Here is a 14,611-nt window from a genome sequence, read left to right on the forward strand (position 1 = left end):
CAACAGGCCATCCTTTAAGGGCGGCCTGTTGTTGTTTTGAGGAACCTAATCATCCGGGTTTTTATCTGCACTAACTAAGCACAGCCTGCTTCTGAAATCCACTCATAATCGCAATCAACATCTCTTTATCCATCTGCAATTCGCTTTGACCCACTTTTTGCAGCAGTTTCTTGGTGTTGCCATTCGGGAAAGAAATACTCCGCTTCCAATACGAATGGAACAAGCTCATAGAAGCATTAAAGGCTTTCTCTTCTTCAGATAACAGCTCGTTTGTTTCGAATGGAACAGGAACTAAATTAGGAAAATCCAAGACTTCTTTGATACATTCCACCACTAGCTGTTGGGTCGGTGGAACAGGATTGGTAGCGTGATAGATTTCCTTATGCTCACCATGGGTAAGTGCAGCGAGCAAGACAGAAGAGACATAATCAACGGGGACGAGGTTCGAGTTCACGTCAACATCCACCAAAATTCGGTACTTTTGATTTTCCCAGCCTGCTGCTCGGGACGCCCTTCTTTTCAGAACGCGAAGACCTTTCAGTAATCCATACAAACCAAAATTGGTATCGGCTTCGCCTGTTTTGGAATCACCGATAATGATTGAAGGTCTGACAATGATGGTCTCCATTTTGTCGCTGTAGGAGAAGACGAGGTGCTCTGCCAAGCATTTTGTCTCTTCGTAGTTGTTCACGAAGGAGCGTTCCGGGTTGTACAGCGCTTCTTGTCCTTCTGTTTCAGTGCCGATGGTATAAGCCGTACTCACATAGATAAAGCGGGGGGATCGAATGGCTTCTGCGAATTGTAAGGTATTTTTTGTTCCCTCTACATTTATCTCGTACGTCTGCGGTTTCTGAGCGGGATCGAAGGAAAGGTATGCGGCAATATGGTACATTGCCTCTATTTTTTGGTTGAGCTGTCCTAGATCATTTTCAGAGACGCCCAAGTCTTTTTTCGAAACATCACCTAGCAAAATATGTACTTGTGCCCGGTGCTTTTCGGCAAAGCTATGTAACAAATCGTTTGCCTTTTTTTCATTTCGAGCGAGTAAGTAAAGGGTATGACCCTCGTTTAATAGATCATGGGATAGTTTTTTTCCGAGAAAACCTGTTGCTCCGGTTACAAGGATATTCATATGGTTAACCAGCTCCGTATGTTTGGTAGGTAGGGAGTTGCTTATATATCAATAATTCATTATATGATGAAAAATGTAGCTGTGACGAGTGCGGATGAAACGGTATCGTGAACAACTGGGTAGTTTCAAACAACTGTTTAACAGCCACATGAATAGCCATTTGCCCTAGATTTCCCGGTATTTTTCCTCTGAAGACCAATCGAAAAAACCTCCAGAGCTACTAATGTGTAGCGGAAGGAGGTTTTTCGCTTACAAGTTATGCAATCCAATCGATGGTAGATCCAGATACATGTTGGTTTTCCATTCGCTGTTGCAGGTAAGGATTTCTCTTTTGCTCATCTAATTGCTTGTCGTTAGAAGAACGCTCTGCCTGATTAGCCTCTTGAGAATTCTCAAGCTTTTTGTCGATCTCGGCCGTCATCTTCAGCAGTTTGCCGTCCAAGCCTTCTGCCTTCCGCTTCAGTTCTTCTGACTTCGTAAAATCTCCGTCCTTTGACGCGGGTTCCCACGCCTTAGCCTCTACTTCCAAGGTAATCTGAGCGCGTTTAACACTATGTACATTCTTGAGATCGTGGGTTGCCGTTAAAACAGCATGGAGGGTAGGTGAGGAATGTGGTGAGTCATCTTGTTGGGGGGCGGAATCAGAAGCTTTCTGTTGCTTGCTCTCTTCATCTGTGCCTCTCGCCTTGCGTTGTTCTTCCAACTGAATTTGCTTCATCTGCGTATCGATTTCCTCGATCTGTTTGTCCATCTCATCCAGTCGTTCTTTCATGACTTTCGGGTCTGTCAGTTTTTCAACCGCATCCGCATAATAGTTGTTCCGTCTCTCCAGCATCGCTTGCTTTTGTTCCATGAGGCTTTGCAGCATTTTATTCTTATTGAGGGCGTTGTTCCCATTGCTTAGCTGTAGGCCTTGCTGGCTAATCGTTACATGATCCTGCTTTTTGTTACTGTCGTGCCCCAGTGCTTTCGTCTGTGGGTGAATTCCTGCGCTTCTATACTGGACAGACGAGCTTACGGCGTATCTAGGTGTAACAGACAACATGAATGAGGTTACCTCCTTTCATGAATCGAGTTGTTGGCCAAAACGGCAGCCAATCCGGAATGCGGATTACTGATGTTTGGCTATTATTTGTATCGGATAGTAATTTACCAAATATTACTTATTTAATGCCGTGAAGTTTCAAATAGGTACTAACAGGGAAAATATACTTTGCAGAAATGTCCATATGGAAAAGGTGGGCATAGGGATGAATCTGGTCTGATAGGAACGCGCCTTCTGACAACCGGTGAGGCGTTGTTTGCGTTGCAACTCGTTATTTTACTTCACTAGAGAGGAGTCATCACAGATGATTAAGAAAATGATTACTGGTTATAGAGCATCGCTATCTAAGCAGATCCTGTTTTTACTCGTCTTGCTTATTGTTGTTCCTTCTGTCGTTCTGAGCCTGACCTTGACACAACTGGCACGCAACCAGTTAGAGCGCGAATTGTTGTCCCAAATCGAATCGGTTACTACGATGATTACACAAGTACTCAATAATTCGTACCAGGATTATTCTGTTACGATCGATAGCTTTGCGGATGTTCAAGTTCCGCCGGGACAAAGTGCGGATACGTATATTTATGATCGCATCCGCAATATAGAGAAAGATATCGACAATGTTTTGGCTGCGTTCATGTACTACGACAATCGATACTACAACTCGGCGAAAAAGGAAATTGACCCGACTACCCGTGAATGGTACAAGCAGGCGATGCAGCATAAAGGGCAGGTTGTTGTGACGCCACCTTATATCGACGCGATAAGCGGAAGCTACGTGATTACGTTTGCCAAGACGCTCTCGGACGGTAAAGGAGTAGCGGGAATCGACGTTTCTATTGATCACTTAAACGAGCTGGTAAAGACGTACAAGATCGGAGAAAAGGGATATGTGAGCTTGTTCGATCAGAACAACGTGACACTGTCGCATCCGCGATTCCCGCAAGGTAAGCCGCTTGAAGACGAGCGCTTCCAAGTGATGCGCGATCAAGCGGAGGGGTCTTTCGAAATGGATGATAACGAGCTTCGTGAGTATTATCATTTCAACAAGCAAAATTCGCTCGGCTTGAATGTCGTTTCCGTGATTGATTGGAGTGAAATCAATCAAAAAACGGGGCCGCTGATGCGGACTTCGTTCTTGTTCATCGTTCTTTTGCTTGCCCTCATTGCCCTGTTCGTTTGGATATTCATGAAACGCACGGTGCGACCAATTCTGCAATTAAAGCAACTGACCGACTCGATCGCACAAGGGGATTTGACAGTCCGGTCTATTGAAAGTGGAAGAACGGACGAGATTGGGCAGTTGCAATCCAACTTCAATACGATGTCGCAATCGTTGTCGGATGTCCTGCGTCAAATTACCGATCATTCCGAGCAGATCTCTGCTTCCTCTCAGCATCTGTCTGCGAATTCAGAGGAGAACGTGCAAACGATTGAACAAGTAGCTGCCTCTATGCAAGAAATAGCGTCTATGTCTTCCGATATGAATCAGAGTATAGATACGGTGAAGCAATCGGCGACGCAAGCGCAACAGGAGCTGGATGATGCCATCCGCATTCTTCGTGAGAGCACGGAAATGTCGCAGCTCATTACAGGTCTGGCCAGCACTGGAGAGGAGTCCCTCGGAGCGGCGAGACAACAGGTGAATATGATTGTGGAGCATTCCACTCGTTCAAAAGATGAGATGGAGGAATTAAAACGGGTTGCTGGAGAAATTAGCGGGGTGACGAATTTCATCCAGGATATCGCCTCTCAGACGAATTTGCTTGCGTTGAATGCTGCTGTTGAAGCGGCGCGCGCCGGGCAAGAAGGCCGCGGGTTCGCTGTCGTCGCTGATGAGGTTCGCAAGCTGGCTGATCAGACAGGCTCTGCTGCTGAAAAGATCGACAGTTTGATCGGCGAGGTTCAGAATCGGGTCCTTCACATGGTTAGACGCACGGAGGAAGGCGTGGATTCTGCTACAGCGGGAAGTGATTTGACACAATCGGTTGAGCAGCGTTTTACGGAGATGTATGCGGCTATTAACCGCATTGACGCGCACCTCGCGCAAGTAGCTCGCGTCAGCGAAGGATTGGTGCAATCAAATACATCGATGCTTGTTGCCTTTGGTGAATCGAGCGCCATGAGCCAAGCCACTGCCCAAGAGGTCGACCAAGTCGCAGCAGCCAGTGAAGAACAGAATGCTTCGATGGAGGAAGTGGCGGCTTCGGCAGCGCATCTTGCTAACATTGCGGAAGAGTTGCAGTCTTTGGTACAGCGTTTTAAATTGGAGCGCTAACAGTAGTTGTAGTGATAAAGAGAAAGAAGACCAACAGTCGTTGGTCTTTTTTATCCTAGTTAATTGAGATAGTTACCTAAGTAATGTAAGTGTAACTTCTATCGAATTATCAACAAATGATCGATTTGGGCGAGATTTCATGATTACGGTCAGTCCAATTAACGATACGATAAGCGCTTGTGCGGTAGCTTTCGCGTCTATACTCGAATCGAGTTCACCTGTTTGGATACCTCGCTCGATCGTTTCTTGAAAGATGACAGAGAGGTACATTTGATGTTCCCTTGTCAAAATCTCAAATTTTTCATCATGAGGGGCAAGTTCGACCATGGTATTAATGCAAAAGCATCCTCGGCTGAGACCTTCCGTATATTCCTCGTCGGCCACCTCTTTAAAAAAATGGCGAAATGCCTCTTTTACGGATGGCTGGTTTTGAAGCTTCGTTCGTATTTCGGAAGCACGAGACATCGTGTATCTGCGTAGTGCGGCTTCGAACAATTCTTTTTTGTCCCCAAAGGTTGAGTAAATACTGGGGCGCTGGATACCCATACGGGAAGTTAAATCACTTAATGAGGTAGCTTCATACCCCTTCTCCCAAAAGAGCTGCATAGCTGCTTCTAGTACTTTTTCTTCGTCAAATTCGCGTGTTCTTGCCATAAAGAGTTCCTTTCATTACTCATGTATTCGAATCTATGTAACAACCAATAAATTTTTGTACTGAATGGTATTTTATATTTTATTGTTTTTCATCTGCCTTGTCAATTTCAGGGCTGTTTATCCTAGTGTGAAAAGAATGGTGTTGACAGAAAAAGAAATAGTGGGATATATTTACTGGGCAAAATAACGTACTGATCGGTATGTTATTTTACTCAAAACGTAAACGGAAAGGAGGTAAGGTGAAATCAGATGGAGGAAGTTATTAAAAAAGTAACGGCCAAAGCCGATAGAAAGGCGGATTCAGTGCAAGGCTCTCCCATGCCTCGCTATGTAACACTATTGTTTGCGGTTGCTTGCGGGATGTCCGTTGCGAATATCTACTTCGCGCAGCCACTACTTGATCGTTTGTCGAGTGAGTTCGGAATTGACTATTCCATCATTGGGCTTCTGATCACCCTTACACAAATCTTTTATGCAGTAGGACTGTTATTGCTTGTGCCACTGGGCGATTTATTGAACCAGCGCCGCTTGATTATCGGACAGATGTTTTTATCTGTGGTAGCACTGGTTATCGTAGGGACTGCCTCCACCAGCACGGTTTTATTCGCAGGGATAGCTGCAATTGGGTTGCTTGCCGTTGTGACGCAGACGATTGTTGCATTCGCGGCGACAATGGCTGCCCCTGCTGAGCGAGGACGAGTGGTTGGAGTAGTTACAAGTGGAATTGTCATTGGCATACTTCTAGCGCGAACCATTGCAGGAGTTTTAACAGATCTTGCGGGGTGGCGTTCTGTATATCTGGTCTCTGCTGCATTTCTATTAATAATGGCTTGCGTATTATTTCGGGTATTGCCAAATAGAGAGCGGGAGGTAAAACCGCTATCCTATCTCCAGTTGCTTAGGTCGGTACTGATGTTGTTCGCACAAGAACGGCTATTACGTATTCGCTCTGTTCTGGCTATGCTGATTTTTGCTGCTTTTAGTATTTTGTGGACGCCATTGGTACTGCCTCTGAGTGCGCCTCCATTATCTTTGTCGCATACGGCAATCGGGGCTTTTGGTCTCGCAGGAGTTGCCGGAGCGTTAGCTGCAGCAAGGGCAGGGAAGCTTGCAGATCGCGGTTACGGACAGAGAACGACGGGCATCGCTTTGAGCCTATTGCTACTTTCGTGGCTGTTAATCAGCTATATAGAACAGTCGTTAGTTGCCTTGGTGATCGGTATTGTTTTGCTTGATTTGGCGGTACAGGCCGTGCATGTTACGAATCAAAGTATGATCTTCACCTTGGGTGCAGAGGCGCGGAGTCGGCTCACCGCAGGGTATATGGTTTTCTATTCGATCGGCTCTTCTGCTGGCTCCATTGCCTCGACCTATACATATGCGCATTTTGGTTGGGAGGGAGTATGCTTGTTCGGAGCCGCAGTCAGTGCTTTGGCTCTGGTGTATTGGGCAGTGACCAGACGCTAGTTTGCAGAGGGATGTGCTAATAGTTCGAAGTGAAGATAAAGGAGAGATGGTCTGTGGAGATTGGGATTACTTCGTTTGTGGAAACGACACCGGATGTTCAGACAGGTGAAGTGATGAGCCACGCACAGCGATTGCGTGAAGTTGTCGAGGAAATTGTCCTCGCTGATCAGGTTGGGCTTGATGTATTTGGCATAGGTGAACATCATCGCAAAGATTATGCTGCTTCTTCTCCAGCAATGGTGCTGTCTGCGGCTGCGCCATTGACAAAAAGGATTCGGCTGACCAGTGCAGTGACGGTGCTTTCTTCGGTTGATCCAGTGCGTGTGTTTCAAGATTTTGCTACACTCGATGGCATTTCGAATGGACGGGCAGAGATTATGGCGGGACGGGGTTCCTTTATCGAGTCTTTTCCGCTGTTCGGCTATGACTTGAATGACTATGATGAGCTGTTTGAAGAACATTTGGAACTGCTCCTGAAAATACAGGCGTCAGAAAAAGTAACCTGGAGAGGCGGCCATCGTCCAGCTATTCAGAACTTGGGCGTGTATCCACGGCCCGTTCAGAATCCTTTACCCATATGGATTGGCAGCGGAGGCAATCAGGAATCTGTTGTTCGTGCAGGTCTGCTGGGATTGCCGCTGATGCTGGCGATCATTGGTGGAAGTCCGCGGCAGTTTGCGCCACTTGTGCAGCTTTACAAGAAGGTGGCCATGCACGCTGGTCATGACGTATCGCGATTAACGGTTGGGTCACATTCACTCGGATTTGTTGCAGAAGATACGGAACGGGCGGCAGATACTTTCTTTCCTTCTACCCAAGCAGGAATGAATAAAATCGGAAGGGAGCGGGGCTGGGCTCATTATAACCGTGCTAGCTTCGATGCCGCACGCAGCTTGGAAGGAGCATTGTATGTGGGTGATCCGGAGACGGTTGCTCAAAAGATCATCCACCTTCGCAAACATGTAGGCATGACGCGCTTTATGATGTATGTGCCGATATCCACGATGCCGCATGAACAGGTAATGAGAGCCATTGAGCTCTTAGGAACAGAGGTAGCCCCTCGGGTGCGAGAAGAAATAATCAAGTGGGAAGCAGAGACGAAGCAAGAATCAGCATTTGCTTAATGGAGGGATTCATGTGGATTTTCATCGTCGAGTACTGCCGGAATTAAGGCACACATTAGCACAATTCCCTGGTTTTCAACTCAAAGAAAATTTGGACTCGAGCAGGGACATGCTGAAAAATCCGCCTATTGTGAAGTCGGAGCAAGTACGTACCACAAGTCGAATGATTCCGGGCGCAGCAGGAGAGATGCTAGCTAAAATATACGAGCCCGTCCAGCGAACAGGTAGTAAACTTCCTGCTATGCTGTGGATTCACGGAGGAGGCTATGTGATGGGGCATCCCGATATGGATGACGCTCTGTGCGAACGTTTTGTACAAGCGGCTAATTGTGTCGTCGTATCGGTCGATTATCGTCTGGCTCCCGAGCATCCTTATCCAGCTGCCATCCATGACTGTTACGCCGGTTTAACGTGGATGACAGACGAAGCTGAGTCACTCGGTATCGATTTGGAGCGGGTTGCGATTGCCGGTGCAAGCGGGGGAGGGGGGCTGACCGCAGCACTTGCTTTAATGGCTCGCGACAAAGGCGGACCAGCCCTTATCTTCCAGATGCCGTTGTATCCGATGATCGATAACCGTAATCATACAGCGTCGAGTTATGAAATTGAGGCGGAAAACGCAACCTGGAACCGGACAAACAATTTGGCTGCTTGGAGCATGTACCTAGGCGAAGATGCCGAGGACAGTCAGGTATCCGCATATGCGGTGCCGTCGAGAGCAGAAAGCTTGGCGGGACTGCCGCCGACTTATACGTGCGTAGGACAGCTCGATCTGTTCCGAGATGAGACGATCGAATATGTGACGCGCCTTGCGCAAGCGGGTGTAGACGTAGAATTTCATCTGTATCCCGGCTGCTACCACTGCTTTGAAGTATTTGTTCCCGAAGCGGAAGTGAGCCAGCGCGCCAGCCAAGGGTATATAGATGCGATGGCAAGAGCGCTTAATCCTGGCAAAATCTAAGAGACAAAAAGCACAACAACCGAACGAGGGGGATCTCGGCGATTGTTGTGCTATTTTCGGTCATCTTCTCATTGAATCGTTCCCTGTTTTTCCTCCATCACATCATTGATTAATATGACGCCATGCGAAAGGGTCGTTCCGCCGCCGAATGCTCCGGCTACCGCTACTGTTTCAGCAATTTCTTTTTGGGAAACTCCGTCGTTGAGAGCTGCTTCCAAATGATAGACAATGCAGTGCTCATTTCCGGAGTAAAGGGAGATAGCCAGTGCCTGCAAATGTTTATGCTTGGATGACAATTCACCGGACGAAAAGCATTGGCTGGTGAATTCATTATATGCTCGCAAGGCCTCTGGCATCAGGTGTCCAAAAGCTTGCAGTCCTTCTCGATACTGTTCGGCCAAATAGTGCTCCATGGTTCCATTTCCTCCTGTTTTAAACTCGCTGTTAGTATTTCTTTGCTGGGAAATTTTCATACTGCTTATCCTATATAAAGGTAGAATTACATTTCGAATTTATTGATTTGTCATGTATTTTTCTTCTTCTTTCATATGAACATATTTGGTTATCAATTATTTTCCTTGTAAATATAATTGTGGAGATTATAAAAACATATTAAAATATATGGAGTAATCAACAAATATAGCGTAAGACAAGAGGGGTGAATAATCTTACTAACTAGTAGGAATGCTTGATAAGAAGTGACGAGAGATTTAAGGGGCAGTTTTTCAATCAATAAAACGAGAATGACTAGAAGCTATCCTAAAATACCGCCAACAGCAGAGAGGAAGAGGAAGCTTACGTGGAAAACAAGGAATTGAAGAGGGGTCTGGAAGCACGTCATATTCAGATGATTGCTTTGGGCGGTACGATTGGTGTTGGGCTATTTATGGGGTCGGCCAGCACGATCAAATGGACAGGACCATCCGTCATGCTTGCTTATGCAATTGTAGGAATTTTTATTTTTTTCATCATGCGTGCAATGGGTGAAATGTTGTATATGGAACCGAGTACGGGTTCATTCGCGACCTTTGGACATAAGTATATCCATCCGTTAGCAGGTTATATGACGGCTTGGAGTAACTGGTTCCAGTGGGTCATTGTCGGGATGGCAGAGATCATTGCCGTCGGGACGTACATGCAGTATTGGTTCCCGGATTTACCGCCTTGGATTCCAGGCATTATTGCGATGGTGATTCTCGGTGCAGCAAACCTAGTTTCGGTAAAATCATTTGGTGAATTTGAGTTTTGGTTTGCCATGATCAAGATTGTAACGATCGTTTTGATGATTATTGCAGGATTTGGATTGATCTTTTTTGGCATTGGAAATGGTGGAAACGCAATCGGATTATCGAATCTGTGGGAGAATGGCGGATTCTTTACAGGCGGTTGGACAGGCTTTTTCTTTGCCCTTTCCTTGGTGATCGGGGCGTATCAAGGTGTCGAGCTCATCGGGATTACAGCAGGGGAAGCAAAAGACCCGAAAAAAACATTAAGAAGTGCGATCCAAAGTATCATTTGGCGCATTTTGATTTTCTATATTGGTGCGATTTTTGTTATTGTAACCGTTTACCCTTGGGATCAATTGCAGGCAATCGGTAGTCCGTTCGTTGCTACTTTTGCGAAAATTGGTATTACCGCGGCGGCAGGTCTCATTAACTTTGTCGTGATCACTGCTGCCATGTCTGGCTGTAATAGCGGGATTTATAGTGCAGGGCGTATGCTGTATACCTTAGGTGTAAATGGCCAAGCCCCGAAAGTTTTTACGAAGCTGTCTTCGAATGGTGTACCGTTGTTAGGTACGATTGGTGTTCTGCTCGGTCTGGGTATTGGCGTTATCTTAAGCTATATCGCTCCAGAAAATCTCTTCGTGTATGTGTACAGTGCGAGTGTACTACCTGGTATGGTTCCGTGGTTTGTCATTTTGATCAGTCAAATCAGATTCCGTAAAGCAAAGGGAGCTGAAATGGACAACCATCCATTCAAAATGCCTTTTGCCCCAGTGACCAACTATTTGACCATTGCGTTTCTCATCACGGTACTCATCGGTATGTGGATCAATGATGAGACACGCGTCTCCCTGATTGCCGGGATTGTCTTCTTGGCGATCGTGGTCATCAGTTTCTTTGCACTAGGAATAAACAAGGCAGTACCACTGGACGAGCAAGCAAACAAGAAATAACGAAAGGGACCAACATTTGTTGGTCTTTTTTTTGTTCATCAAATCGCCTTTGTACGGCATACCTACTTCGTTTATCATTAGGATGACTGGACTGGTTAACCGTCTTCAACTGCCAATGTCCGGGCTCGTCAATGGGTAGACTAAAGCGGGATACTCATTCATGATCTGAGAAAAAAGGAGCATAAGAATGAAACAACGCAACTATACACCGATTATCGTTATTCTCACCATAGCGATTAACACGCTTATCGCCATCTTGTACTTCATGCCGAAAAACAATGATTTCAGCCATCTCGACCTGACGTTTCTGCCGTTTTTTAATGCGGTCATGAACAGCTTCACCTTTGTATTTTTGATTGCTGCGCTTGTTTCCATCGTGAAGTACAAAAACATTAAGATGCATCGAGGATATATTTTTGCAGCCTTCTCCACAACAGCGCTTTTCTTGGTTTCGTATGTGATCTACCACGGAATGGCACCTAGCACTTCTTTCGGGGGAGAGGGGATTCTGCGTCCGATTTATTACTTCATCTTGATTACACATATTTTGTTGTCGGCGATTATCGTTCCATTTGCGCTGATTACGACTGCACGTGGACTCAACATGAAGGTGGAAAAACATAAAAAAATCGCACGCTGGACGATGCCGATGTGGCTGTATGTCAGTGCGACGGGTGTCATTGTTTACATCATGATTTCTCCGTATTATTAATCAAAAAAAGAGCATTAGCTGCTATAGCTAACGCTCTTTTTTTATGGACGATGCCTTTATATTTTCGATTCACGTTTCTTAAACCAGCGTTTGGGCAGGAAATAAATAAGCCCAGACACGACAAGAAAAGCCGTTAAGATGGAGATAATCTCTAACACAGTCACATAGTTAAGATCTTCCCATTCGCCCACATGCAATCCGTAGAAGAAATCTAAAATGGGATCTTGTTTCAAGGCAGTGATGTGCCCTTCAGAAGAAACAGTCAGCCGCAGAATCGGATCTCTATTGACGTACACTTTGAAAGAGTCACCTGATTTTGCGATCGATCTGATTTCATCCCAAGAATATTCCCCCGTTTCTACTAACTTCTCCCCCACATAGGCAATAGTTAGCTTTTCTGATTGGGCAGGTACCTCGATCATTGTGGTTTTCAAGTCTGTGGCTTTTTCCTGATACCAAGGGACATTTAACAGGAGAAAACCAGTAATGGCCCACATCAGCAAGAAAAGGCTAACGATGAGTCCGATGTAGCGGTGGAAGTTACGGTTCCACTTCTTAAATAGCATGCAGGGTTACTCCTCTCGATGACGTTCTAGATGATTATATAAACTTCGTTGATAAAAGGAGATGGCTCAGATTAGCTATTTTCCTTGAACAATTCGTGAAAACGGGGCGTACTGCATCTACCAATCCCATTGGCTTTGTTTGATTCCGAGATTTACGGCGAGTATGGAAGCAATCGGTTGCTTGATGGGGGCAAGTGAATTTGCCGTGCAACTGGACTCTGGCTGATAATTCAATTCTTGTGCTTTTTGAATATCGGCTTCGGCTAGATTGTTGGTTTTGTTTGCTTGCTCATAACAGGGCGGTGAAATATACGTCTTGTTCGTATGCTCCAATATGATTCGTGTATCGGGTGAGGGGTCTGCCTCAACAGGAATGGAAAGCACGCCTGCTACTACGATTACAGCACCAATGCCAATAAGAAGTCCTCGCTTCATCCTATTCACTCCATCTATTTAGTAAAGGATTGTCCAAATAAGCCGATTTATTGTAACACCTTATCTCCAAGTCAGTAATGGCTCAATGTAGCTATTTACATAAAAACCACCGCCTCCAATCTGGGACGGTGGTTGGTTTATCTATGAAGAGATCTCTTTGCCGTTTTCGTCGACACCCAGAGCTTGTCGTGCCATGATCTTGAATTCTTCCAGCCCTGATTTCAACGCGAAGGTGGCAAGAATGACGGGATACACGGATGTCATTTCGGCGATATGCTCATGCATACGAGGCCAAACATTGCCTCCTGCTTTCTCATACCGTTGGATGAAATCGGTCAAGCCACTGTCTCCGAACAACATGTAAAAGACCGTGAAATCAATAGCTGGGTCAGCGACCTCGGCCTCCGTCCAATCCAGAAGCCCTGTTACCTTACCGTTTTCAGAAACCAGGATATGCCCCGGATGGAGGTCACCATGCACAAGAGCAGAGTGAGCAGGCCAGAATGTATCATCCGCAAGCCATTTTTGCCAACGATCCCATAGTGCCCCGGAAACGCCAAAGACGCGTTTGACTTCATTCATCTTTTCTCGAAGGCTTGCTCGTGCTTCGCTAGGCTGCTTGACGCGGATACCAGCATCTCGAGCAAGATCATGATGAATACCGTGTAATTCCACCAATGCTTCCGCCCATGTTTGGATGCACAATTCAGGTAGAGATTCAGGATTCAAATACCATTCATAATTTTTTGTTTCCATATTGATCGTTGCCATCGGTGTGCCACCCAGGATCGGATAAGCGATGAATTCAGAGGTGTGAACCTGCCAATCCGGTACTTCGATACGTAGATGTTTGGCAACGAGGTCTAACACCTTTTTCTCATAACGAGCTGTCTCCACGACATCGGCCCGACGCGGTTGGCGTAATACCCATGGAACACCGTCTATCGTACTTGCAAAAATCGCAAGGAAATCTAAGCCGGATTCATTCACCTTCACGGTAGTTGGGTCTACAAGGATTCCGTTTTTTTTCGCGAGTGCAAGCATGTGCTCTACATTGTTTTTTGACATAACAAAAACACCTCATTTATGAATAGTTAAAATCAATCAAACACAAATAAACTCATCCCATTTCTTTTTTGAAAATGGTTGAGCCTACATGGGGTCTTGTCGATTTTAACGAAGTCTCATGAATGCGATGCCCATTGCGATGTCCATCATTGTAACCTCCTATAATTGAAAACAAAGTTAGTGTACCATAGAATCTAACGAATAGCGACGAGGAGATTAGTGATGATGAAATTGATTTCTTGGAATGTAAATGGACTTCGCGCATGTGTAAACAAAGGTTTCTACGAGTACTTCAAAGAGGCCAATGCCGATATATTTTGCTTGCAGGAAACGAAGCTGCAAGAAGGTCAAATCGAGATGGAAATCGGCGAGGAGTACCATCAATATTGGAACTACGCTGAGAAAAAAGGCTATTCCGGGACGGCTGTTTTTACAAAAATGAAACCACTATCTGTGCGTTACGGCTTGGAAGAAGACTATGAGCCTGAGGGACGAGTCATTACGCTGGAGTTTCAGGATTTCTACCTGGTCACCGTATACACCCCGAATGCGAAGCGTGATCTGTCGAGATTAGATTATCGGCTGGAATGGGAGGAGCGGTTTCGGAGCTACTTGTTGCAGCTAGATGCGAAGAAGCCCGTGGTGGTTTGTGGGGATCTGAATGTCGCCCATCAAGAGATTGATTTGAAAAATGCGAAGTCGAATCGCAATAATTCCGGTTTTACTCCTGAAGAGCGTGAGAAGATGACGAGATTGCTGTCAGCCGGGTTTGTGGATACCTATCGATATTTTTATCCGGATCAGACAGATGCCTATACATGGTGGTCTTTTATGCCGAAAGTAAGAGAACGAAATATCGGATGGCGTATTGATTATTTTCTCGCGTCTGAGAGACTGGCTCCATCGTTGGTCGGGGCGGGAATTGACTCACAGGTGATGGGAAGCGATCATTGTCCTGTCGTGTTGGAGCTGGGGACCATCGAATAAACAGTG

At 45.8% G+C, this 14,611-nt stretch carries 14 protein-coding genes; 7 read left to right on the plus strand and 7 right to left on the minus strand.

The window, feature by feature from the left end; translation table 11 throughout:
• Positions 1-70: 70 nt before the first annotated feature.
• Both ASG16_RS06150 and ASG16_RS06155 read right to left on the minus strand, forming a co-directional pair.
• Positions 71-1,132: an SDR family oxidoreductase gene (locus ASG16_RS06150; protein WP_056491676.1), complete on the minus strand. Its 1,062-nt coding sequence runs from the start codon at positions 1,130-1,132 to the stop codon at positions 71-73.
• A 256-nt stretch (positions 1,133-1,388) separates the two neighbouring features.
• The gene (locus ASG16_RS06155; protein WP_056491674.1) at positions 1,389-2,177 is read right to left on the minus strand and encodes a hypothetical protein; all 789 of its coding nucleotides are present in this window, start codon (positions 2,175-2,177) and stop codon (positions 1,389-1,391) included.
• 304 nt (positions 2,178-2,481) lie between these two features.
• Between ASG16_RS06155 and ASG16_RS06160 the strand changes: the two genes are divergently transcribed.
• Positions 2,482-4,452, plus strand: a complete 1,971-nt coding sequence (locus ASG16_RS06160; protein ID WP_056491671.1) for a methyl-accepting chemotaxis protein — start codon at positions 2,482-2,484, stop codon at positions 4,450-4,452.
• 72 nt (positions 4,453-4,524) lie between these two features.
• Here ASG16_RS06160 and ASG16_RS06165 read toward each other — a convergent pair whose 3' ends face one another.
• Complete coding sequence (locus tag ASG16_RS06165) at positions 4,525-5,106, minus strand: TetR/AcrR family transcriptional regulator (RefSeq protein ID WP_048036042.1); 582 nt, start codon at positions 5,104-5,106, stop codon at positions 4,525-4,527.
• A 249-nt stretch (positions 5,107-5,355) separates the two neighbouring features.
• Between ASG16_RS06165 and ASG16_RS06170 the strand changes: the two genes are divergently transcribed.
• The 3 genes from ASG16_RS06170 to ASG16_RS06180 are packed head-to-tail and all read left to right on the plus strand — an operon-like array spanning position 5,356 to position 8,658.
• The gene (locus ASG16_RS06170; protein WP_056491668.1) at positions 5,356-6,573 is read left to right on the plus strand and encodes an MFS transporter; all 1,218 of its coding nucleotides are present in this window, start codon (positions 5,356-5,358) and stop codon (positions 6,571-6,573) included.
• A 53-nt stretch (positions 6,574-6,626) separates the two neighbouring features.
• Positions 6,627-7,697, plus strand: a complete 1,071-nt coding sequence (locus ASG16_RS06175; RefSeq protein ID WP_056491665.1) for an LLM class flavin-dependent oxidoreductase — start codon at positions 6,627-6,629, stop codon at positions 7,695-7,697.
• Between the two features lie 13 nt (positions 7,698-7,710).
• Positions 7,711-8,658: an alpha/beta hydrolase gene (locus ASG16_RS06180; RefSeq protein ID WP_056491662.1), complete on the plus strand. Its 948-nt coding sequence runs from the start codon at positions 7,711-7,713 to the stop codon at positions 8,656-8,658.
• 68 nt (positions 8,659-8,726) lie between these two features.
• On the opposite strand, the gene ASG16_RS06185 is transcribed toward ASG16_RS06180, so the two are convergent.
• A complete protein-coding gene (locus ASG16_RS06185) occupies positions 8,727-9,071 on the minus strand; it encodes a carboxymuconolactone decarboxylase family protein (protein ID WP_056491659.1) in 345 nt (114 codons plus the stop codon).
• A 386-nt stretch (positions 9,072-9,457) separates the two neighbouring features.
• Here ASG16_RS06185 and ASG16_RS06190 point away from each other — a divergent pair, with 386 nt between their 5' ends.
• Together ASG16_RS06190 and ASG16_RS06195 are read left to right on the plus strand one after the other, a co-directional pair.
• Positions 9,458-10,837, plus strand: coding sequence for an amino acid permease (locus tag ASG16_RS06190; RefSeq protein WP_056491656.1), 1,380 nt, complete (start codon positions 9,458-9,460; stop codon positions 10,835-10,837).
• 187 nt (positions 10,838-11,024) lie between these two features.
• Positions 11,025-11,549 (plus strand): DUF420 domain-containing protein, encoded by a 525-nt coding sequence (locus ASG16_RS06195; RefSeq protein WP_048036047.1) that lies wholly within the window; start codon positions 11,025-11,027, stop codon positions 11,547-11,549.
• A gap of 56 nt (positions 11,550-11,605) precedes the next feature.
• On the opposite strand, the gene ASG16_RS06200 is transcribed toward ASG16_RS06195, so the two are convergent.
• The 3 genes from ASG16_RS06200 to mphJ form a co-directional block, all read right to left on the minus strand.
• Complete coding sequence (locus ASG16_RS06200) at positions 11,606-12,115, minus strand: PepSY domain-containing protein (RefSeq protein ID WP_056491653.1); 510 nt, start codon at positions 12,113-12,115, stop codon at positions 11,606-11,608.
• Between the two features lie 117 nt (positions 12,116-12,232).
• Positions 12,233-12,550, minus strand: a complete 318-nt coding sequence (locus ASG16_RS06205) for a hypothetical protein (RefSeq protein ID WP_056491651.1) — start codon at positions 12,548-12,550, stop codon at positions 12,233-12,235.
• A gap of 141 nt (positions 12,551-12,691) precedes the next feature.
• Positions 12,692-13,618 (minus strand): macrolide 2'-phosphotransferase MphJ, encoded by a 927-nt coding sequence (gene mphJ / locus ASG16_RS06210; protein ID WP_056491650.1) that lies wholly within the window; start codon positions 13,616-13,618, stop codon positions 12,692-12,694.
• A 225-nt stretch (positions 13,619-13,843) separates the two neighbouring features.
• Here mphJ and ASG16_RS06215 point away from each other — a divergent pair, with 225 nt between their 5' ends.
• Positions 13,844-14,605: an exodeoxyribonuclease III gene (locus tag ASG16_RS06215; protein WP_056491725.1), complete on the plus strand. Its 762-nt coding sequence runs from the start codon at positions 13,844-13,846 to the stop codon at positions 14,603-14,605.
• Positions 14,606-14,611: the final 6 nt, after the last annotated feature.

The sequence above is a fragment of the Brevibacillus sp. Leaf182 genome (genome assembly GCF_001423865.2).
Classification (GTDB): domain Bacteria; phylum Bacillota; class Bacilli; order Brevibacillales; family Brevibacillaceae; genus Brevibacillus; species Brevibacillus brevis_C.

Excerpts from the sequence above, each read along its gene's own strand:
- ASG16_RS06150 (WP_056491676.1), bottom strand. The coding sequence starts at position 1,132 with ATGAATATCCTTGTAACCGGAGCAACAGGTTTTCTCGGAAAAAAACTA.
- ASG16_RS06155 (WP_056491674.1), bottom strand. The coding sequence starts at position 2,177 with ATGTTGTCTGTTACACCTAGATACGCCGTAAGCTCGTCTGTCCAGTAT.
- ASG16_RS06160 (WP_056491671.1), top strand. The coding sequence starts at position 2,482 with ATGATTAAGAAAATGATTACTGGTTATAGAGCATCGCTATCTAAGCAG.
- ASG16_RS06165 (WP_048036042.1), bottom strand. The coding sequence starts at position 5,106 with ATGGCAAGAACACGCGAATTTGACGAAGAAAAAGTACTAGAAGCAGCT.
- ASG16_RS06170 (WP_056491668.1), top strand. The coding sequence starts at position 5,356 with ATGGAGGAAGTTATTAAAAAAGTAACGGCCAAAGCCGATAGAAAGGCG.
- ASG16_RS06185 (WP_056491659.1), bottom strand. The coding sequence starts at position 9,071 with ATGGAGCACTATTTGGCCGAACAGTATCGAGAAGGACTGCAAGCTTTT.
- ASG16_RS06195 (WP_048036047.1), top strand. The coding sequence starts at position 11,025 with ATGAAACAACGCAACTATACACCGATTATCGTTATTCTCACCATAGCG.
- ASG16_RS06200 (WP_056491653.1), bottom strand. The coding sequence starts at position 12,115 with ATGCTATTTAAGAAGTGGAACCGTAACTTCCACCGCTACATCGGACTC.
- ASG16_RS06205 (WP_056491651.1), bottom strand. The coding sequence starts at position 12,550 with ATGAAGCGAGGACTTCTTATTGGCATTGGTGCTGTAATCGTAGTAGCA.
- mphJ (WP_056491650.1), bottom strand. The coding sequence starts at position 13,618 with ATGTCAAAAAACAATGTAGAGCACATGCTTGCACTCGCGAAAAAAAAC.
- ASG16_RS06215 (WP_056491725.1), top strand. The coding sequence starts at position 13,844 with ATGAAATTGATTTCTTGGAATGTAAATGGACTTCGCGCATGTGTAAAC.